Origin of the sequence: Legionella qingyii (assembly GCF_003990155.1) — a bacterium.
GTDB classification, from domain to species: Bacteria; Pseudomonadota; Gammaproteobacteria; order Legionellales; family Legionellaceae; genus Legionella; species Legionella qingyii.
Map to the genome: position 1 here is coordinate 124,069 of NZ_RZGX01000003.1, position 20,807 is coordinate 144,875.

The window sequence follows — 20,807 nt, forward strand, 5'->3', positions numbered from 1 at the left end:
ATTTACTGATGATTTTATCTAAATAGTTATTGTTATGTATAGAGTTGTGTCGCTCGGATGAAAACGAATCTGTAACCTGGAGGCTTCCCAGGAATAATTCTACACATCATTTATACTTTTAATTCATTACTTTCAGAATGTTCTACCTGATTTTGAGTAGCATCAGATTTATTGAATAGGGTGCCCACTGTTTTGTCGTATCCAAGTATAGGTAATGCGAGTACTAACATCAAAGATAAGCCAAGAATCATTTTACTAAATAAAATAGGTCCGGCAACACTACCTGCCATTACCCTAAATGAAGTATGAACGTTTTCATCCACTGCAACACGCCATAAATAAGTAGCCATCACGGGGGCTAAAGTCAGGTCCAATAAACCCAAAGCAGGAAAACCGGTATATTCATCATCAAATTGTTTGCCTGTAATTGCATGATAAGCACTTTCAAAACGCACAGCTAAGCTGGATGAAGGGGAAAACAATAAACGTAAATGACGATATCGACTTTCACTTATAAATTGTCCTATCTTTTTGACACTAAATTGTTCTATATCTTCTTTCTTTAAAATTTGTGATTGAATCTGTTTTTCATCAGAGTCCATATAAATTCTGGCGATGGGATTTTTATCTTGTTCGGTTTGATGCTTTGGGAAACTATATTCAACTGCCTCGGCAATTAATTGTCCCATGATCACAGAGCCTTGCTCATTAGGTTCAATTTGCCAGGCATGCTTTCCACCTAAAGGGTTTAATGACGAAGTCATATCAACAAAAACAATCTCTTTTTGTTTCGTTGCTACATAATTCAGGATTTCTCGATATAGTTCATTCATGGTTTCTTCAACTACAGTGAAAGGAGCGCGTCCTTTTCCTTCAGCACGCGCTAAATGAGAAAATCCAGTGTAAATAAAATAAGGGGTTAATTTTGTAATTGAGGGATAATATTGAGATAATAGGACGACACGACTAAGTTGAGGGTTATTCTCAATTAGCTCATCAATAATTTTTTTGTAATCTTTTAGTATCTTTGCTTTTACTTGAGCAAACGCTATGTTAATGGCTGGTTTGGCCTGCTCTGGTGTAATTCTTAAAAGGAGTTGAGGATGATTCATTTCCTTCATCAAGGTAATTGCTAGAGCCTCTCGGTAATTATTACCACCCACACTTAATACCGCAACGTCAGGTTTCCATTGGGTAACCGCATTCAATTGATGTACATAAGAGCCATTATGATCCATATCTCTTGGCAGAACTTTATCTAAGGAACAATATTTCATTAGATCTTCTGTCGTAGCACCATCAACGGCAAAATTTCCTATCTCGTAGGAGTCAGATGAATCATTATGAGCGAGAGCAACTGCTGTTTGATGCGTTACTGTCTGGGTTTTCTGATCATAAGGTTTATTTTTATTGACCCAATATCCATTATCTAAAGTGGAGTCGCCCATTAAAGCAACTTTTTTGGGAGATTGTTCAGAGTTTCCAAGCACAATTTTTAATCTACCTGTGCTTTTAGGATATCCTGATCCTATTGATTGTGATGAATTTTTTATTAATCCCATAATAAACTCTAATTTTATAAAATTGATGCAGATTATGTTTCTAAATTTATTCTAGAGTCAATTCATAAACAATTATTGTATTAGTACGAGTGGATATTGCTTAAATATGTTAGCATTAGGGTATTTTGATGATGTTGAGATAACATGATGTATGATTTGGATCAATCTTTGTTTCTACGTGCTTTAAGACGACAACCCGTAGAACGAACTCCTGTTTGGATGATGCGTCAGGCTGGGCGTTATTTACCTGAATATCGAAAGACTAGAGAACAGGCGGGTGACTTTTTAAGCCTGTGCAAAAATCCCGATCTTGCATGTGAGGTTACATTACAACCTTTGCGTCGTTATGCTTTAGATGCTGCTATTTTATTTTCTGATATTTTGACAATTCCTGATGCGATGGGATTAGGTTTGTATTTTTCCGAGGGTGAGGGACCTTGTTTTCAGCGGCCTTTGCACGATACACAGGCAATTGCCAATTTGGAAGTCCCTGAAACAGATTCTTTAGCCTATGTAATGGATGCGGTACGACTAATCCGGCGAGAAATGCCAAGAGAGCTTCCTTTGATTGGTTTTGCAGGAAGCCCATGGACTTTAGCGTGTTATATGGTTGAAGGCAGAAGTACCAGAGACTTTAAGCGTATTTTGCATTTAATTTACACCGAAAGTGATGCGGCTCACATGTTGCTGCAAAAGTTAGCAGCATCTGTCGCAAATTATCTTATGGAACAAATCAAGGCGGGTGTTAATTCAGTCATGCTGTTTGATACTTGGGGTGGAATTTTAACACCAGAGAATTATCAAAAATTTTCCTTAGGGTACATGCAGCAGATTGTGCATCAAATTAAAGCGAATTACCCTAACATACCGGTTATTTTGTTTACCAAAGGCGGTGGTCAATGGTTGGAAAAAATGCTAATAACGGGGTGTGATGCTTTGGGAATCGATTGGACATGTGACTTGGGTGATGCACGCCGTAGAGTCGGTAATCAAGTTGCATTGCAGGGCAATCTTGATCCCAGCGTATTGTTGACTTCCAAACAATGTATTCGAGAAGAGGTAAAGAAGGTGTTGGCATCTTTCGGTGCAGGATCCGGACATGTGTTTAATCTTGGCCACGGCATTACTCCTGACGTGCCGCCGGAGCATGTTGCGGTGATGATAGAGGCTGTTCATGAGTTTAGCCCTTACTATCATCAACAGTGATATCAAATTGTAGCCTGGGTTTCGCTGCGCTCAGGCTATAAGTAGAGACAGATCTCTGGATGGTTATTTCTTTAAATATTTATTTAACAGAAGAGATACTTAACACCTACAGTGATTTCATTGCCACTTAAAGAAGAACTATATATGCCTTTGGGATTGTTAAAGGTAATAACTCGATGATCAATATTAGCATTTGTATGATTTCTGTATAAATTGTGAGCATATTCTAATTGAGCGACCCAATGTCTATTTAAGCTATAATCAACGCCTAATCCCAATTGCCAGACAGTAGTATTTCTATTAGTATTAATTGGATCCAAAAACATGGTGCCACTGCTATAAGTTCCACCTCTGATAAAATCGATTTGGTGTTCAATTCTAACCGTTTCAATTCCTGCTAAACCATATAGCAACCATTTCTCTAATGCGATGCCTGATTTTACTCGACCGCCAAATGCACTTTTTTGTTTAATGTTCCATTTTAAATTAGGTGTATGCCTCTTGACTTCAGCATCCGTAATTTCAGCAATCAGTTCACCGCCGATATAAAATACATGAAACGCTTTTCCATACCCTGCAGTTATCTGGCCAAGCAACCTGGTATTGCTTGTATTCAGATGAGCGTTATATTTGCTGACATTGGCAACTTTTTTACGATTGAATTCCAAGCTTTGATCGCTTGATATTCTAAGACCACCTAAGGCACCGCCCAAATAAAAGCCACTGAATTGATCTGAATTATTAACTAAACCATTGGCTAGTGTGCATGCTGGTACTATCCCTAAACCCAATCCTAATAGTAGTGCTTTCATGACTAATCCCTTAATGTTAATTATTTGTTGCCATTATGGCACTTTGACCGACTAAGCAGGTGACGCCAACGCGACTAAACGCAATAATAACATCTTGATAAGGATAGCCTCTATTATAAGCAGCTTGAATAACGCCACAGGCCCCATATGCGAAATCAGTCCCGGGAATCCAATAATGCATGTTGGCATCCAAAATAATTCGGTACGCTTTACTAATTGTCCAACCAGGCGTGGTACTTAATAAATAAAACGCTTTATTAAAAACACCACTTGAATAGTGAACATTCATACCTGGGATGAAATTAGCGGCATTATCAATAGAACGACCATCCAATGGTGGGTTATTCATATAGCGTAATGGCTTACCAGTTTTAGAAATATTTGCACCGATAGTCCAATCATTACCGTTCCAATACCAAGTAAAGCCAAGAGTGGTACGTAAATAATTGTTAACAGTCATGCCAGTGATATCAGAAAATGCTTCGTTAATCCCTCCGGATTGCTGAAAATATATCAATGTTGAAAAATGATCGGTAACCAAATGGCCAAGTTCATGGGCCACTACATCTGCTTCTGTAAGTGGTGAAAACCGCGTTTGCCCATTACCAAATACCAGTTGTTGCGGTCCGACAATCCCGCCTTCTTGCATGCAATGTGGACCACAAGCAAACGCATTATCAAAATCAGCTAAGTGAGTATATACCCGCAACGGTAACTGCGTGCCAATTGGCGATGGAACCTTATATTGATTTGTAAGCATATTGAAGGTTTGTTTCACGAAATAGGTAACATCATTAATCGGAGATAAGCCATCATTCACCGGCGCAAATCCATCATCGGTCAAATTGGCATAGTTTGGTGATGAACAAGCATAAACAAAAGGTATAAGTTGGTAGGCAATTTCACTAGCAGTTGAGATTGGCAACTCAAAAGGCAATTGAGCTGCTTCCTGGTTTTTTAAATTGATTACCCGAAATAGATTATTAGAAATAGAACATGTATTGTTTTGGAACAAAATATCAAATTTACCTAAGGCATTGGTACCAGTCTCTAAGTTACCGAATTGATATCTTCCTGAGCGATAAGGTAAATTATTAAATGTGACTCCACCCGGGCCTTGGCCTAACGCAGATTTAGGTAGTGCGTCCCATTCCTGTAGCACGGTTCCTTTGTTCGCATCAATAATGTAAGAGGATATTGACGGCCCCCGGGAGGTCTTCTTCACATAAGAAATATGATAAGCAAGAATCGCTTTGCTTGAACTATTTTTATCAAAATAAATAATTTTTTTCGTATTGACACGAGTAGCAACAGAATTTCCGGCAGTTGCTATCGTTTCAGCTTGTGCAATTGAAATTTTACTATCTATATTAGGAACATCTTGAACAATATCATCAACTAATAGGCCCGTTACAGTTGTATTAGCGTTCGAGGAGATATGATAAATAACTTGGGCGCCAAAAACAGGTAAACCATCATAATACTGATTATAACGTACATGACTTACTTCAGAGGTATCAACGTTCCCCCCGATTAATTGTAAGGTATTAATCGTATTTTTTTGAATGGATAAATTTGTAGGTAACTGCAGATCCGGTGAACTTGGTGCGTTATGTTTCAGGTGAAAATTTTTTAATAATGATGCATGATCTTCCACTTTCCCCCATAGAAGCTTTTGTTGGGCTGCATAAATTGTCAGAGGAGATAGGCATATGACTAATGTGAATCCTTGCAACAGTTTTGGCAACTTCCTTGCCCTCATGTTTTACTCCTTTGATGATAATGTATCTTAATACGGAACAAATTTCAGATTAAAAAATTCCTTTAACTAAATTTTGAAAAAAATCTAGGGCTGTTGATAATTTATCTCTATTGTCTACATAAATTAGTTTGACTGAAATCGTGTATTGTTAAGTTGACTGCCAGTTTATCGCGCCCTATTAAATTTAATAGGGTGCTTGATTTCCTGATTATTGAATCCAGAATGAGTTTTAGATCTGGCCTGAACTTAGGGCAATATAATTATTGTGTTAAACATTGACTTAAACTCGATGTAGCACAATCCTCTGACAAATCAATCATCACATGAGGCTCTTTGTGGAACGAAAGAGAGTGTTCTTCCTCTACCGCTCTTTTTAGTTTCTGATATTTTTTGTCTTTAAGAGCATTCACTTTCTCAATGAGATGATGATATAAAATTATATCTGATTGGGTTGGAGGAAGCGTTAATTTTCTTATTTGATCAGCATGTTCTAATTCTTCTTGAGTAGGGAAAGTGTAGTTGTCCGACTTATGAGAGAAAATCGAAAAAAGTGAAAAAGAGGGACGGGACTGGACAGAAACTGATTTTGCTTCAGGATAATGTGAAAACAATGATGAAGAACTATTCTCATTCTCTTTTAATTTTTTAGATTTATCCTGATGATTATGTGACATTAAAAAAGTAAGATTTAATGATTTTCTATTTTTAGATTTGTTTGAAATGGATTCATTGGCCTTAGTTCCTGATGATGTTAATAAAGAGTTATCCTCTCGCTCTTTTGATATTATCGGATTACCTTGATATCGAGGTGATAATAGAGGAGCAACATTGAATGAATTGCTGACCTGTGATTTTTTTGATTTGCCTGCATGTGAATGTTCTTCGGCCCATGCACAAATGAGATTACCAACATTCTTCATTTTTTTTGCTAAAAGTGCCTGCCTTGGTCCCCAAGGTTCAGGAGGTGTTAATGAGTTTACTTTCCCCCATTTTGTTAAGGCTTCATTGAACGCTTTCTCTCCTGCCTTGGTTTGCTGAATTCCTTCATCGCCGAGGATACCAGGAAGAATTCTGGCTATAATGAGATTTGCATTGTTTATTGTATCCAGCATTAATTTATCTGGAGTTGTCTCTGGCTGGTTGAATAATTCAAGGTAGATTTTAGGTATGTCGATTAATCGTTTCCTTACTTTTAGATGATTTAATAATTGCAATTCAACGGAAATTTGTTCAATTATTTTCTTACCTTCTTTTGCAGCACTTTCAAATCCCGAGTGCGCGTTCCAAATACTGGACAATGATATATTTAGATGAAAGCTGCCTTGTTCATTAATACATTCTGTCCAAATCTCATTAAGAAGAGATAATGCTTGTTGGAGTGCTTGTTCTGCTTGAGGTTGATTTTTTTCTTGCAGAAATCTCTGGAGCTCGTCATCTGCATCAAGTATTTTTTCTTGGGTTTTGCTAAATTCCATGTATTTTTTTAGATGAGTAAGATACTGATTTAAATGTTCCAAAAAAAACAATTGATCTTCTATAAACGCAGCAATGGCTGCAGCTTGAAATCCCGCTCGCAAAGAACAATTTGGCGTGTTTAACCATTCTTGAACAGTATGGCTTTCTTTACCAATTCTTACATTTGTTTGCAATAAGTTATCGATTTTTAATAAGTTTTCTTCATGAAGAACTGTAGGGGGATGCGCTTGCGAATTTGGGTCTTGCTTGTTAGTTATCAATTCGGCCTCATATTTTTCATAATGAATTAATTATGCGCCGATTGTCGCACGATATTTGAAAAAATCAAACTAAGAGTGTTAATGAATATGCAGCCTGTGACGGAAGCCTGGTAGCTCGCAAAGTACTATTATCTTTCATTCTTTCCGGCTGCAAGCAGCCAAGTTACCAACACAATTAAACTCCTTCCAGGCTCTTTTTAATTTTTTGGATTTGAATTTTCTTGATTTATCCTCTATGTTAAAAATATGGACTCTTCTCTATACATATTCAATGAAACGGATGTCACACACCATAACGTATTCTCAAAAAATAATTGATGATGTTCTTATCGATTTAGCACTGCAAGGTGGTGGTGCTCATGGTGCATTTACATGGGGCGTGTTGGATCGTATATTAGAAGAAAAGAAGTTACGAATCGATGGCATTTCGGGTACATCTGCTGGTGCTATGAATGCAGCGGTCCTTGCCGATGGGTACACCAAAGATGGTCCTCAGGGAGCACGCGACTTGCTTGAATTGTTCTGGAAGAGCGTCTCTGAAGCGGCGCGATTTAGTCTCTTACAACGCAGTCCTCTTGATATTATTCTGGGCCAGTGGTCGCTTGATTATTCTCCTTTTTTTATCACCATGGATATCTTATCTCGATTGTTTTCACCCTATGATCTTGACCCATTCGGAGTTAATCCACTTCACACTATTTTAATGGAAACTATCGACTTTAAGCGATTGTCCCGTAGTCCAATCAAATTATTTATTACTGCGACAAACGTTAGCAGCGGCAGAGGAAGAGTATTTCGCAATGACGAAATCACTCCGGATGTGCTTCTTGCGTCCGCATGTCTACCTACACTTTTTAAGGCGGTCGAAATCAATGGAGAGCATTACTGGGATGGAGGATACTCAGGGAATCCCACAATTACACCGCTGGTACGGGAATGTAAATCACATGATACGATTTTAGTTCAAATCAATCCCGTAACACGGCCAGATATTCCTCAGTCTGCACGAGGCATTCTAAACCGTCTGAATGAAGTTTCGTTCAATGCTGTGTTGCTTAAGGAGCTTCGCATGATTGCTTTATTACGGCAATTGGCGCATCCAGATAATTCCGAAGGAGCAAAATGGGCTGGCATGCGGATACATCGAGTGAGCAGCGACATCATGATCGAGCTCGGCTATTCATCCAAGCTCAATGCAGAATGGGACTTTTTGCTCATGTTACGTGATGAAGGGCGTCGAGCTGCTGACGCCTTTCTCTCAGAACATGCGAATGACCTTGGCAGGCGCTCGTCGCTTGATCTCGATATATTTCTTGAAGGAGTTTAACTTAGGGTAACTCTCGAGATGCTCTTTGGACTATTACTGGAGCAACTATCTTGAATTTAGAGCCAAAACAGTTGCTATTTAATTTCTATAAAGAACGATGTGAAAAAACGAAACTTCCCATGACAAACAAAGAACTATTCATTTCCAAACTGTCTACTCAATTGAATGGCCATTTCTAATGATTGTTCATAATTGAGTCGGGGGTCAACCAGGCTATGATAAGCTTTTTTCAGATCATCTGCTGATAACCCGCGAGCGCCTCCAATACACTCTGTAACGTTATCACCAGTAAGTTCAAAATGAACCCCCCCTAGATAACTGCCCATAGTGCGATGAATTTCCAAAGCTTGTTTGAGCTCTAAAAGTATGTTGTCAAAGTGGCGAGTCTTAATGCCATCCACTGTTGTCTCTGTATTTCCGTGCATGGGATCACAAGACCAGGTCACTGGAATTTTTGTTTTTCTCACGGCTTCAATAAGTGGGGGAAGCAGTTTATCTATATGGCGCGCTCCTAGTCGAGTGAACAACAAAAGTCGTCCCTCTTCACGCTGAGGGTTTGCTCGATGCAATACTTCTTCTAACCATTCGGGAGTAGCTGAAGGTCCAATTTTGATCCCAATGGGATTTTCAACGCCGCGTAAAAACTCCAAATGTGCGCTGTCAGCTTGTGCTGTGCGCATACCAATCCAGGGTAGGTGAGTAGAGAGGTTATACCATAAACCATCTTCCATTTGACGAGTCAATGCTTGCTCATAATGCAAATGCAGGGCTTCATGAGAAGTATAAAAATCCACTTTAGCCAAGTTACTGGCTTGTATTCCACTAACGGTATCTAAAAAGTCCAAAGTATCGGCAATTGATTTAACCAGAGTTTGATACTCATCTTTTTGTTTTGAATGTTCAACAAAACCCAAATCCCATTGCTGAGGGTGATTTAGGCTTGCAAAACCACTGTCGAGTAAGCTACGAATGAAATTTAAAGTGATTGCTGAGCAGTTGTACGCTTGCAATAATAATTTAGGGTTGGGCTCCCGTGCCTCCCGAGTAAACTCAGGGGAGTTAACCAAATCACCTCGATAGCTGGGTAAAGTGACTCCTTCTATCGTTTCATAATCTGAAGAACGGGGTTTTGCATATTGCCCAGCAATTCGTCCAACACGAATAATGGGTTTTCGTAAGCCATGCAATAAAATCAAGCTCATCTGTAAAATGATTTTTAGTTTATTGCTAATAACTTCCGAACGACAATCATTAAATGATTCAGCGCAGTCTCCACCTTGGAGAATAAAAGCTTCTCCACGTCCAGCTCGTGCAATTTCTTTTTTCAAATTCTTTACTTCACTACTGGTAACCAGAGGAGGTAAAAGGCTCAGTTGTTCTACAATTTTATTTAACTGTTCTTTATCGGAATAAGTTGCAGCTTGTAAATACGAGTACTGGAGCCAAGAGGTAGGCGACCATTTTTGCATAAAAAAACCTATGTAACTTTTTTGAGTCTAAGTATGGAATAAATGAACACATACTGCAAGCGAACTGGGCCTTAAATGATAAAGCTTTTATCCATATTACTTATATGCATAAAACTTTAGGGACACTGAAGGCAAAGGGAAGAAGGGGCTATGCTTATAAGGAGAATATTTATAATGATGAAAGCGCCTGACAACGTCTGTTGCCATAGCGCGCTTTAAGTTTTTCGATTTTTTAGGATCTTTTGGCATTTGGTTTCTTCTATATAATTGGAATTTAGTCCAAACCAAATTCAATTTGTTTCGTTGAATACCAAAATCCTCAATCATTCATTCAATCGCTCCCTGATTATTTATTAGTAAAATTAGCGCGTGCGTCTTTTGAAAAATACATTTTTAGTTTGTGTTGCAGTGATTTATATTAATTTGCTGCAATAAAAATTTCATAGCCCTTGAAATCTTATTAGGTGCCCCCATCTCTGATTTTCACATTGCTAAGCTGTGGAGAGGAGAAATTGCATGAGTAGAAAACAAGATAAAAATTGGCATCAATTTAAAGAAGAGCATGAATCGAAAGACATTGAAAATTCTGAAGAAGCCGTAGACTTACCTGAAGAAACAGAGCATCGGGAGCCATCTTTAGATCACCCAAGTTACATTGAGTTGAGTGAAAAGCTGACTCTTGCAGAACAGCAATCTCATGAAAATTGGGAAAAAGCGGTTCGTGCTCAAGCTGAATTGGAAAATGTTCGTCGCCGTGCTGAACGCGAAGTAACTAATGCTCATCGCTATGGTGTTGAGAAGATAATTACTGATTTATTACCGGTAATCGATAGTTTAGAGCAAGCCTTACAACTGGCTGTTAAAGCAGAAGATGCAGCAATGCATGAAGGCTTGGAATTAACTCTGAAGCTTTTTATGGATGTATTGAAAAAATTTGAGATTCAGCAAATTGATCCCATTGGTTTGCCTTTTGATCCACAGATTCATGAAGCGATGTCGATGCAAGTGGTACCCGATGCGGAACCCAACACGGTATTAGCAGTATTCCAAAAGGGATACAAACTAAGTGATCGAGTGATTAGACCGGCACGTGTGGTTGTGTCAAAAAAATAAAAATGTGAGATTTATGGGTTGAAATTGGTTAGTTATGCCCCATATAAAAATCATTGCATTAGAAAACTACTACTTTGGAGCAAGAATAGAATGGCTAAAATTATAGGAATCGACTTAGGTACCACCAACTCATGTGTTGCTGTTATGGAAGGTGATAAGCCTAAGGTAATTGAAAATAGTGAAGGTCACCGCACGACGCCTTCCATCGTTGCTTTTACTGATGATGGTGAGGTATTGGTTGGACAAGCTGCAAAACGTCAAGCAGTAACTAACCCAGATAATACTTTATTTGCGATTAAACGATTGATCGGTCGTCGTTTTGATGACGCGGTTGTTCAAAAAGACATCAAGATGGTTCCTTACAAGATCGTTAAAGCAGACAATGGAGATGCTTGGGTTCGTGTGAAAGATCAGGACAAAGCTCCACCACAAGTTTCTGCTGAAGTGTTACGTAAAATGAAGAAAACTGCAGAAGATTACCTTGGTGAAGAAGTGAAAGAAGCTGTGATTACTGTACCTGCTTATTTCAATGATTCCCAACGTCAAGCAACCAAAGATGCTGGCCGTATTGCCGGCCTTGAAGTAAAACGTATCATTAACGAACCTACCGCTGCAGCTCTTGCTTATGGTATGGACAAAAAGCGCGGTGATTCAATCATTGCTGTATATGACCTTGGTGGTGGTACTTTTGATATCTCGATCATTGAAATTGCAGAAGTCGATGGAGAACATCAGTTTGAAGTGCTCGCAACAAATGGTGATACATTCTTGGGAGGTGAAGACTTTGACTTGGCTTTGATTGAGTATCTGGCTTCTGAATTCAAAAAAGATACAGGTATTGATTTACACAATGATGCATTGGCATTACAACGATTGAAAGATGCTGCTGAAAAAGCAAAAATTGAACTTTCTTCAGCACAACAAACGGATGTTAATCTACCTTACATTACAGCAGATGCTTCTGGACCAAAACACCTGAACATTAAATTAACTCGCGCTAAACTGGAGTCTTTGGTTGAGAAACTTGTTGAGCGTACAGTAGAGCCTTGCAAAATCGCATTGAAAGATGCTGGATTGACTGTGTCACAAATTAACGAAGTCATTTTGGTTGGTGGTCAAACACGTATGCCTTTAGTACAAAAAACCGTAGAAGAGTTTTTTGGTAAAGAGCCACGCAAAGACGTTAACCCCGATGAAGCCGTTGCTGTAGGTGCTGCTATACAAGCTGCAGTTTTATCTGGTGAAGTAAAAGATATTCTGTTGCTTGACGTAACTCCTTTATCTTTAGGCATTGAAACTATGGGTGGTGTGATGACAAAACTCATCGATAAAAATACCACAATTCCTACTAAAGCCAATCAGGTGTTCTCTACTGCCGATGATAATCAAACAGCAGTTACTGTGCATGTGCTGCAAGGAGAAAGAGAGCAAGCTTCAGCTAACAAATCTCTGGGTAGATTCGATTTAGGTGATATTCCTCCTGCTCCACGTGGTGTACCACAAATTGAAGTAACTTTTGATATTGATGCGAATGGTATCCTTAATGTTTCTGCTAAAGATAAAGCTACTGGTAAGGCGCAATCCATTGTTATTAAAGCATCTAGTGGCTTGAGTGACGAAGAAGTGGAGGCAATGATCAAAGACGCCAAATCGCATGCGGAAGAAGATAAGAAATTTAAGGAAATGGCAGAGTTACGTAATCAGGCCGACAGCTTGATTCATAGCTGTGAGAAATCAATGAAAGATTTGGCGGCTGAACTTTCTGAAGATGAGAAAAAAGGCATAGAAACAGCAATCGCTGAATTAAAAGAAGCAATTCAGGGCACTGACAAAGCACAAATTGAAGAGAAATTAAAAGTGTTAAACGATGCTTCTGCTAAAATGGCTGAACGGGTTTATGCTAAAAAGGCATCTGAAGGGCAAGCAGGATCTGGTGAAGCGCCTCAGCAAGAACATGCGCAATCTCACGAGTCAGCTAAAACTGATGAAGGAGTTGTGGATGCTGAGTTTGAAGAGGTTAAAGACGATAAGAAATAATTGATGTAATCGTCACTTAGTAGCCTAGGTGCTTTGTAGCCTGGGTGCAACAAAGCGGAACCTGGGATTCTGGAAATGTACGCCTTAATCCCGGGTTCCGCTTTGCTATACTCAGACTATATGGTCCGTATTTTTTATTTTTAAATATTGTGAGTAGTTATGGAACGGCAGGATTATTATGAACTTTTAGAAGTAAGTCGAACTGCAAGTGATGCTGAAATTAAAAAAGCATATCGCAGGTTGGCAATGAAATATCACCCAGATCGCAACGCTGGTGATTCTGCTGCAGAAGAGAAATTTAAAGAAATTCAAAATGCTTACAGCGTTCTCTCTGACCCACAAAAACGTGCTGCCTATGACCAATTTGGTCACGCAGGTGTTGATCCGTCCATGCGAGGTGGACAAGGAGGTTTTGGTGGCTTCGGAGGTTTTGGCGATGTCTTTGAGGATATTTTTGAAAATATCTTCTCGGGCGGACGAGGTGCTGGACGACAATCTCGTGGTCAACGCGGCGCTGATTTGCAATTTAATGTGCAATTAACGCTTGAAGAAGCTGCTTTAGGTAAAGAAGTGCAAATTACAGTTCCAAGACATGGGGCTTGTTCTACCTGTAGCGGTAGTGGCGCTAAAAAGGGAACTCAACCCAAAACGTGTGAAACCTGTAATGGCATGGGACAAGTCAGAATTCAACAAGGCTTTTTCTCTATTCAGCAAACCTGCCCAAGCTGTCACGGTGAAGGAAAAATTATTTCTGATCCTTGCCCAGATTGTCATGGTCAAGGTCGGGTACGTGAAAGCAAAAAACTCACGGTTAAAATTCCCGCTGGCGTAGATAACGGTGATCGCGTTCGTTTAAGCGGAGAAGGTGAGGCTGGCATGCATGGTGGAGGCCCTGGCGATCTTTACGTACAAATCAACGTAAAAAAACATACTATATTTGAACGTCATGAAAATGATTTACATTGTGAAGTACCTATAAGTTTTATAATCGCTGCAATGGGTGGTTCTATTGAAGTACCAACCCTTGAAGGACGAGTTACTTTAAAGATCCCTGAAGAAACGCAAACCGGCAAAGTGTTCCGTTTAAGAGGTAAGGGGATGAAGTCCGTACGTGGTCATGGTCAGGGTGATTTATTATGTAAAGTAGTGGTAGAAACTCCTGTGAATTTATCACGAGAACAAAAAGAATTACTAACTAAATTCCAGGAATCACTGGAAAATGCCAAAGGAAATCATTCTCCCCGCTCAAATTCTTGGTTTGCAGGTGTGAAAAAATTCTTTGAAGACATGAAATTTTGAACTAAGTAAGTTACAATGCTCACATTTATCTAAATGTGCATTTTTTGAGCTTGCTGACCAAGGGATATAAACGTCATGACTCTGTATAAAAAAGAGTCATTGTAGCCTGGGTGAGCGACGCGTAGCCCGGGTTACGCTTCGCTCATCCAGGCTACAGATGCGTTAAGGCTACTAAAAATGACACATTGCATAACCAGACTAATAGAGAAGAGCCATGATAAACCAACCAGCAATTTTAGTATTAGCCGATGGAACTATTTATGAGGGGATTTCGGTAGGAGCAACAGGAGATTGTGTCGGAGAGTTGGTTTTTAATACCTCTATGACGGGTTATCAAGAAATGCTCACAGACCCTTCTTATACTCGGCAAATAATTACCTTGACTACAGCCCATGTCGGAAATACTGGATGCACTCATGATGATATGGAGTCAAATAAAGTTTGGGCTGCAGGTTTGGTACTCCGTAATTCTTCAATAATTCATAGTAATTATCGTGCTGAACAATCTCTTCCTGATTGGCTCAAAAAAAATGGTGTGGTTGCAATTGCTGGAATTGATACTCGTGATTTGACTTTGCGTTTACGAGAACACGGGGCTTTGGGTGCTTGCATCAGTACTGATGTAGGGAATCCTGAAGTGGTTTTATCAAAAGCAAAATCCTTCTCTGGACTTCAGGGAGTTGATTTGGCTCTGGAAGTTTCTAGAAAAACCATAGAACGTTGGCATGATGGCCAAGGTGAGTGGGGGACAGGTTCTCAACCCCAAAAATTCCACGTAGTCGCTTATGATTTTGGGGTAAAGCATAATATTTTACGTATTTTACATGACAAAGGGTGTCATTTAACTTTAGTTCCGGCAAAAACTTCGGCTGCAGAAGTTTTAGCAATGAATCCTGATGGAGTCTTTTTATCTAATGGCCCCGGAGATCCGCAGGCGTGTGACTATGCAATTCGGGCAACCCAAGAGTTTTTAGAGCATAATATTCCCTTATTTGGCATTTGTCTGGGTTTTCAAATCTTGGCTTTAGCTTGTGGTGGAATAACCAAGAAAATGAAATTTGGTCATCACGGTGCCAATCATCCGGTAATTGAAACTGCAGGGAAAAAACGTGTTTTTATAACCAGTCAGAACCATGGTTTTGCAGTGGATGAAGAGAGCTTACCCGATTGTCTTTCCATAACTCATCGTTCTTTATTTGACAATACCCTTCAGGGCATCAGACATAAGGAAAAACCGGCATTGGGCTTTCAAGGTCATCCAGAAGCAAGTCCAGGACCGCATGATATAGAAATAATATTTAATGAATTTATACAATTGATGAAATAGGATATAGCAATATTAATTAGAGGATTAACTAATGAATGATAGTCATGTTTTTACTTCTGAATCGGTTTCTGAAGGACATCCTGACAAAATAGCAGATCAGATTTCTGATGCAATTTTAGATGCTATTTTAATGCAAGATCCTGCTGCGCGTGTTGCTTGTGAGGTATTCGTCAAAACAGGTATGGTGTTAGTTGGTGGAGAAATTACTACTAAAGCATGGGTGGACGTGGAAGCCGTAACGCGACAAGTAGTTAAAGATATAGGTTATAACAGCTCACAAATGGGTTTCGATTGGGAATCTTGTGCAGTACTTTCTGCCATAGGTAAACAATCTCCTGATATTGCTCAGGGGGTTGATAATAAAGAAACGAAAATGCTTGGTGCCGGAGATCAGGGTTTAATGTTTGGTTATGCCAGCCGTGAAACCGATGTTTACATGCCAGCTCCAATTGCTTACGCACATCGTTTGATGGAAAAACAAGCTCATTTACGTAAATCAGGAACGTTACCCTGGTTGCGACCTGATGCGAAATGTCAAATAACCTTAAAATATGAAAGGGGTATACCTGTTGAGGTTGACACAGTTGTTTTTTCAACACAACATGCAGCTGAAATTGAATATAATGATTTAGTCGAAGCAGTACGTGAGGAAATTATTAAAACCACGTTACCTCGCGAATGGCTGACCCATAAAACGCGTTATTTCATTAACCCAACAGGTCGTTTTGTTATTGGCGGTCCCTTGGGGGATTGTGGACTAACTGGCCGTAAAATTATCGTAGATACTTATGGTGGTATGGCGCGACATGGGGGGGGGGGTTTTTCTGGTAAAGATCCCTCTAAAGTAGATCGTTCTGCAGCTTATGCAGCACGACATGTTGCAAAAAATATAGTAGCGGCTGGATTGGCTGATAAGTGTGAGTTACAAATTTCTTACGCAATTGGTGTTGCCGAACCCACGTCAATTTTTGTTGAAACGTTCGGAACGGGGCGTTTATCTGATGGCGAAATTATTGAATTAATTAATTCTCATTTTGATTTAACGCCACAAGGCATCATCGAATATCATGATTTGCTTCGTCCGATTTACAAGCAAACAGCGACTTATGGCCACTATGGACGTGAGAACTTTCCCTGGGAACGTTTGGATAAGGTGGCGGAGTTAAGCAAAGCTTTATAAGGAGATCTAATGGAACTAGTCAATAAAGTAGAGGCAGGGAGCAATATGACAAAAGATTATAAAGTAGCAGATATGTCACTGGCTTCTTGGGGGCGCAAAGAAATTGCGATTGCCGAGACAGAAATGCCGGGATTAATGGCTTTGCGTGAAGAGTTTGCTGCCACCAAACCATTAAAAGGTGCTCGTGTTGCAGGTTGTTTGCATATGACAATTCAAACTGCAGTGCTGATTGAAACGTTGATTGCGTTAGGTGCTGAAGTTCGTTGGTCTTCTTGTAATATATTTTCTACCCAGGACCATGCTGCTGCCGCTATTGCTGCAAAAGGTATTCCTGTCTTTGCCTGGAAAGGTGAAACTGAAGAAGAATATTGGTGGTGCGTGGAGCAAACGCTTACTGGACCGAATCATTGGACCCCTAACTTATTGCTGGATGATGGTGGTGATTTGACGCAAATGGTCCACCAAAAATTCCCGGAGCTCTTACCTGGAATTAAAGGAGTTTCTGAAGAAACAACCACAGGTGTTGCACGACTATATGAAATGGCTAGAAAAGGTGATTTAAAAATCCCTGCCATTAATGTGAATGATTCAGTAACTAAATCCAAATTTGATAACATGTACGGTTGCCGCGAATCCTTATTGGATGGAATAAAACGTGCGACTGATGTAATGATCGCAGGAAAGGTCGCTTTAATTTTAGGTTATGGTGATGTAGGTAAGGGATGTGCTCAAGCATTACGAGGACAAGGTGCGATTGTTTTAATTGCAGAAATTGATCCTATTTGCGCGCTGCAAGCTGCAATGGAAGGATACCGTGTTGTGACTCTAGATGATGTAGCTGAACAGGTAGACATTGTAGTGACCGCAACGGGTAATTACCACGTAGTGACTCACGATCACATGAAACGTATGCGTCATCAGGCTATTTTATGCAATATTGGTCATTTTGACTCTGAAATTGATGTCCAGAGTTTAAAGAAATATCAATGGGAAAATATCAAGCCACAAGTTGATCATGTCATTTTTCCAGATGGAAAACGCTTGATTCTTTTGGCTCAGGGACGATTGGTTAATTTAGGATGCGCTACTGGCCATCCAAGTTTTGTGATGTCAGCCTCTTTTTCCAACCAAATTTTGGCGCAAATTGAATTATTTAAAAATGCTGCTCAATATGACCGACAAGTTTATGTTCTTCCCAAGTTATTGGATGAAAAAGTAGCTCGTTTACATTTAGGGAGAATCGGAGCGAAATTAACCCAACTCACGAAAGAACAAGCGGACTATTTAGGCGTGGCGATCAGTGGTCCTTATAAGCCAGAGCAATATCGGTATTGATTTAGTAAGTACTTAGTCTCTATCTGGGAACGGATTTATTTGGCACTCTTGATGTATGCATTAATGGCACTAAGTTAAGAATATTTTTCTATATTTTCTTCCTGTCCTAGGTTCCGCGACGTGTTCGCGGGATCCAGCTATGAAGCTTATATTGCTTGGTTTCTGCGAACACGTCGCGGAACGTAGGCTCTGAGAGAATAATTTCAATTTAGTGCTATTGCTGTATGCTGTGCTTGCTTAGCAAAAATGTTCTCACCACCCGCACTCAAATCCCATCGTTCGAGTAAACATGAACAGGGGGTGAAGGGCTATTACCAACAGTTACAGGACTTACGAAAACTCCCAATCTCTTCATTAAAAAATGTTTTTTACTTCGGTCATTTAGTCTATCTAAACTCCCTCATTAAAATCATTTTTTGCCTCGACCTTAGAGTTTTTCGTAAGTCCTTAGTTATTATTCCAAGCAAGGATTGCACTTTTCGTTTACAACCAATGGCAGTTTTATAAAAAAATATCGTAGGGACATGAGCAGTTGTTATAATAGAAATGAAGGGATACATGCAGTATATAAAGCGTACCAAGAAGTTCAACAATCTATTTTTAAGTTTAATACATTAAGTATAGGAGAGTAACAGTTTGGGGTATGTTTAATCCTTGTTTTGCCTTGTTTCTTATAGCATACTGAATTTGCATGTATTTTATAAGGAGATTGTTGCATGTTTAAATCAGGGATTTTAGGTTTAAGTCTTTTATCTATTACACAGGGTATTTTTGCTTCATCTGGTGAAGATACAGTGCGAGTGATAATCAAATATAAAGAACAAATAACCAGTGTTTCATCTATAAAGTCACAAATAAAGCAGATAGCCCAATTACCCATAAAAGAATTAAATCCTATGGCAAATGGTGCTTTTTTATTAATTTTAGACTCAAAAAACAGCACATTAGTTAAAGGCGATGATGAGGATACTACATCCTTCGTTTTAGAGCGTTTGCGCAAAAATCCTCAAGTTTTATATGCAGTTAAAGATAGAGTTAGTTATTTTAAACCCGTTCCTGATCCAGAGATTTTGGGTACGGGCGATATATTATCACATGAAAGTCAGTGGGATGAATTCTCGCGTCCGGCAGGAATTATGTTGGAGTCCAAGCCTGGATTCAGAGATGGAGCCTGGGCCTATACCACGGGTATTTCTAAAAAACCAATAGTCGTTGCAGTTTTAGATACTGGAATTGCTTTGAATGACAGTTTAATTAATAACCTGGTCAAGGACAGTTCAGGCAACTTATGGGGCTGGAATTTTGCTGGAAACAACAATAACTTGATTGATGAAACGCGATCTTATCATGGAACTCATGTTGCTGGGACGATTGCGGGGTATGGCAGCGTCATGAGTGGAATGGGTGAGGATTTAAAAATTCTTCCTTTAAAAATTCCTGCTGCTAATGGGATGTTTTATGAAAGCTACGTCATTAATGCCATTTATTGGGCCGTAGGTGGTGATGTTCCTGGAATACCACATAACATTCACCCTGCAAAAATATTGAATATGAGTTTTGGCGTAGATAGAGGCCCTAAAGATGAAATAGATTATTGTGATCAGGCATTGCAAGAAGCAGTCTTTTTTGCCCGCAAAAAAGGTGCGGTATTGGCTGTCGCGGCCGGAAATGATAACCTTTGGGAGCATTTTAATGCGCCTGCGATTTGTAATGGAACGATTAAAGTCGCTTCTACTGGACCTGAAGGCCTTAGATCCTATTTTTCGAATTATGGTCCAAGTGTTACTTTGGCTGCTCCCGGCGGAGACAAGCGTTATGGTATTTGGGGAGGAATTTTATCTACAGTGAATCCAGGAGGTGGTTATAATGGCTCTGGCTTTGATTTTTATCAAGGAACCAGCATGGCTACTCCTCATGTTGCCGGTGTTGCCGGATTAATTTTTGCAGCAAGTGAGAAAGTACTTAGTCCTGAACAAATAGAACAATTATTGTATACAACAACACATGATTTTGGAGCCAGTGATGATGCGAATAAATCGTGTGTGGGTAAAAAACCTTGTGGACATGGTATTTTGGATGCTGAAAATGCTGTTAAAGCGGCAGCAGCCGGTTATGATCTTCTCTTTTCTGCTCCCAAAGTAGAGCATTTGGCAATTAAGGATTGTGGAAAGAATACCCTAACTCCAAGTAAAAAGCGCATTGTTTCAGATGGAGGAGTTTGGATACAAAACCGTGCTACGTGTGAGGCGGTAGAGAACTTTCAAAAACCTCATATAAAGCAAACTAAAAATGGAAACATTATTGCTTATTATGGTTCCGTAAGTTATCGACTTGAACAAAGCGCTTACAAGTCATGTCACATCATTGGGTATGATGGTGTTGGTTGTTATTTTTGATTCAGTCCTTTCCTCTCTCTAGAGGACACTGCCATTAAGTTAAGGATTTTTGTCATTCCCGCGAAGGCGGGAATCTACTCCTAAATTAGCACTACGTCTTGCCATAAATAGTTCCCGCCGACAGCTTTTCCCTAACTTAATACAGTGTTTCTAGGAAAGAGGGGATGTATTTGTAACCATTCACACTATAGACTTAAGCGTATAGCCCGGGAGAAGTGCAGCGGAACCCGGGTTTTCATTGCACAG

General features: G+C 39.5%; 14 protein-coding genes. 9 read left to right on the forward strand and 5 right to left on the reverse strand.

Translation table 11 applies throughout. The features are described 5' to 3' along the window. Positions 1 to 110 precede the first annotated feature (110 nt). Positions 111 to 1,562: an SGNH/GDSL hydrolase family protein gene (locus ELY20_RS02975; RefSeq protein ID WP_110143134.1), complete on the reverse strand. Its 1,452-nt coding sequence runs from the start codon at positions 1,560 to 1,562 to the stop codon at positions 111 to 113. Positions 1,563 to 1,709: 147 nt separating this feature from the next. Here ELY20_RS02975 and hemE point away from each other — a divergent pair, with 147 nt between their 5' ends. Then, a complete protein-coding gene (hemE, locus tag ELY20_RS02980; protein ID WP_165831617.1) occupies positions 1,710 to 2,768 on the forward strand; it encodes a uroporphyrinogen decarboxylase in 1,059 nt (352 codons plus the stop codon). 83 nt (positions 2,769 to 2,851) lie between these two features. Here hemE and ELY20_RS02985 read toward each other — a convergent pair whose 3' ends face one another. The 3 genes from ELY20_RS02985 to ELY20_RS02995 all read right to left on the reverse strand — a co-directional run bounded on the left by ELY20_RS02985 (position 2,852) and on the right by ELY20_RS02995 (position 7,078). Then, positions 2,852 to 3,580 (reverse strand): outer membrane protein, encoded by a 729-nt coding sequence (locus tag ELY20_RS02985; RefSeq protein WP_110143132.1) that lies wholly within the window; start codon positions 3,578 to 3,580, stop codon positions 2,852 to 2,854. Positions 3,581 to 3,596: 16 nt separating this feature from the next. Continuing rightward, positions 3,597 to 5,342, reverse strand: a complete 1,746-nt coding sequence (locus ELY20_RS02990; protein WP_110143131.1) for a M4 family metallopeptidase — start codon at positions 5,340 to 5,342, stop codon at positions 3,597 to 3,599. A gap of 260 nt (positions 5,343 to 5,602) precedes the next feature. Next, entirely contained in the window at positions 5,603 to 7,078 is a 1,476-nt protein-coding gene (locus ELY20_RS02995) for a hypothetical protein (RefSeq protein WP_110143130.1), read from the reverse strand. A 280-nt stretch (positions 7,079 to 7,358) separates the two neighbouring features. Here ELY20_RS02995 and ELY20_RS03000 point away from each other — a divergent pair, with 280 nt between their 5' ends. Further along, positions 7,359 to 8,405 (forward strand): patatin-like phospholipase family protein, encoded by a 1,047-nt coding sequence (locus ELY20_RS03000; protein WP_110143129.1) that lies wholly within the window; start codon positions 7,359 to 7,361, stop codon positions 8,403 to 8,405. Between the two features lie 134 nt (positions 8,406 to 8,539). Here ELY20_RS03000 and ELY20_RS03005 read toward each other — a convergent pair whose 3' ends face one another. Continuing rightward, positions 8,540 to 9,874 (reverse strand): 3-deoxy-7-phosphoheptulonate synthase class II, encoded by a 1,335-nt coding sequence (locus tag ELY20_RS03005; RefSeq protein WP_110143128.1) that lies wholly within the window; start codon positions 9,872 to 9,874, stop codon positions 8,540 to 8,542. A 516-nt stretch (positions 9,875 to 10,390) separates the two neighbouring features. On the opposite strand from ELY20_RS03005, the gene grpE reads away from it, so the two are divergent. From grpE to ELY20_RS03045, 7 genes are all read left to right on the forward strand, one after another. Beyond that, the gene (gene grpE / locus ELY20_RS03010; RefSeq protein ID WP_110143126.1) at positions 10,391 to 10,987 is read left to right on the forward strand and encodes a nucleotide exchange factor GrpE; all 597 of its coding nucleotides are present in this window, start codon (positions 10,391 to 10,393) and stop codon (positions 10,985 to 10,987) included. A gap of 90 nt (positions 10,988 to 11,077) precedes the next feature. Further along, positions 11,078 to 13,024 carry a molecular chaperone DnaK gene (dnaK, locus tag ELY20_RS03015; RefSeq protein ID WP_110143125.1) on the forward strand — a complete coding sequence of 649 codons (1,947 nt, stop codon included), beginning with the start codon at positions 11,078 to 11,080 and terminating at the stop codon, positions 13,022 to 13,024. 159 nt (positions 13,025 to 13,183) lie between these two features. Continuing rightward, positions 13,184 to 14,323, forward strand: a complete 1,140-nt coding sequence (gene dnaJ / locus ELY20_RS03020) for a molecular chaperone DnaJ (protein ID WP_110143124.1) — start codon at positions 13,184 to 13,186, stop codon at positions 14,321 to 14,323. A 214-nt stretch (positions 14,324 to 14,537) separates the two neighbouring features. Continuing rightward, positions 14,538 to 15,650 (forward strand): glutamine-hydrolyzing carbamoyl-phosphate synthase small subunit, encoded by a 1,113-nt coding sequence (gene carA / locus ELY20_RS03025; protein ID WP_110143123.1) that lies wholly within the window; start codon positions 14,538 to 14,540, stop codon positions 15,648 to 15,650. Between the two features lie 31 nt (positions 15,651 to 15,681). Beyond that, entirely contained in the window at positions 15,682 to 16,830 is a 1,149-nt protein-coding gene (metK, locus tag ELY20_RS03030) for a methionine adenosyltransferase (protein ID WP_127059466.1), read from the forward strand. 9 nt (positions 16,831 to 16,839) lie between these two features. After that, entirely contained in the window at positions 16,840 to 18,165 is a 1,326-nt protein-coding gene (ahcY, locus tag ELY20_RS03035; protein ID WP_110143122.1) for an adenosylhomocysteinase, read from the forward strand. A 716-nt stretch (positions 18,166 to 18,881) separates the two neighbouring features. Then, positions 18,882 to 20,561, forward strand: a complete 1,680-nt coding sequence (locus ELY20_RS03045; RefSeq protein WP_110143120.1) for a S8 family serine peptidase — start codon at positions 18,882 to 18,884, stop codon at positions 20,559 to 20,561. Positions 20,562 to 20,807: the final 246 nt, after the last annotated feature.

What these genes read in the sequence shown, in the direction of transcription:
- ELY20_RS02975 (WP_110143134.1), bottom strand. Translation starts at nt 1,562, where the DNA reads ATGGGATTAATAAAAAATTCATCACAATCAATAGGATCAGGATATCCT.
- hemE (WP_165831617.1), top strand. Translation starts at nt 1,710, where the DNA reads ATGTATGATTTGGATCAATCTTTGTTTCTACGTGCTTTAAGACGACAA.
- ELY20_RS02985 (WP_110143132.1), bottom strand. Translation starts at nt 3,580, where the DNA reads ATGAAAGCACTACTATTAGGATTGGGTTTAGGGATAGTACCAGCATGC.
- ELY20_RS02990 (WP_110143131.1), bottom strand. Translation starts at nt 5,342, where the DNA reads ATGAGGGCAAGGAAGTTGCCAAAACTGTTGCAAGGATTCACATTAGTC.
- ELY20_RS03000 (WP_110143129.1), top strand. Translation starts at nt 7,359, where the DNA reads ATGTCACACACCATAACGTATTCTCAAAAAATAATTGATGATGTTCTT.
- ELY20_RS03005 (WP_110143128.1), bottom strand. Translation starts at nt 9,874, where the DNA reads ATGCAAAAATGGTCGCCTACCTCTTGGCTCCAGTACTCGTATTTACAA.
- grpE (WP_110143126.1), top strand. Translation starts at nt 10,391, where the DNA reads ATGAGTAGAAAACAAGATAAAAATTGGCATCAATTTAAAGAAGAGCAT.
- dnaK (WP_110143125.1), top strand. Translation starts at nt 11,078, where the DNA reads ATGGCTAAAATTATAGGAATCGACTTAGGTACCACCAACTCATGTGTT.
- dnaJ (WP_110143124.1), top strand. Translation starts at nt 13,184, where the DNA reads ATGGAACGGCAGGATTATTATGAACTTTTAGAAGTAAGTCGAACTGCA.
- carA (WP_110143123.1), top strand. Translation starts at nt 14,538, where the DNA reads ATGATAAACCAACCAGCAATTTTAGTATTAGCCGATGGAACTATTTAT.
- metK (WP_127059466.1), top strand. Translation starts at nt 15,682, where the DNA reads ATGAATGATAGTCATGTTTTTACTTCTGAATCGGTTTCTGAAGGACAT.
- ahcY (WP_110143122.1), top strand. Translation starts at nt 16,840, where the DNA reads ATGGAACTAGTCAATAAAGTAGAGGCAGGGAGCAATATGACAAAAGAT.
- ELY20_RS03045 (WP_110143120.1), top strand. Translation starts at nt 18,882, where the DNA reads ATGTTTAAATCAGGGATTTTAGGTTTAAGTCTTTTATCTATTACACAG.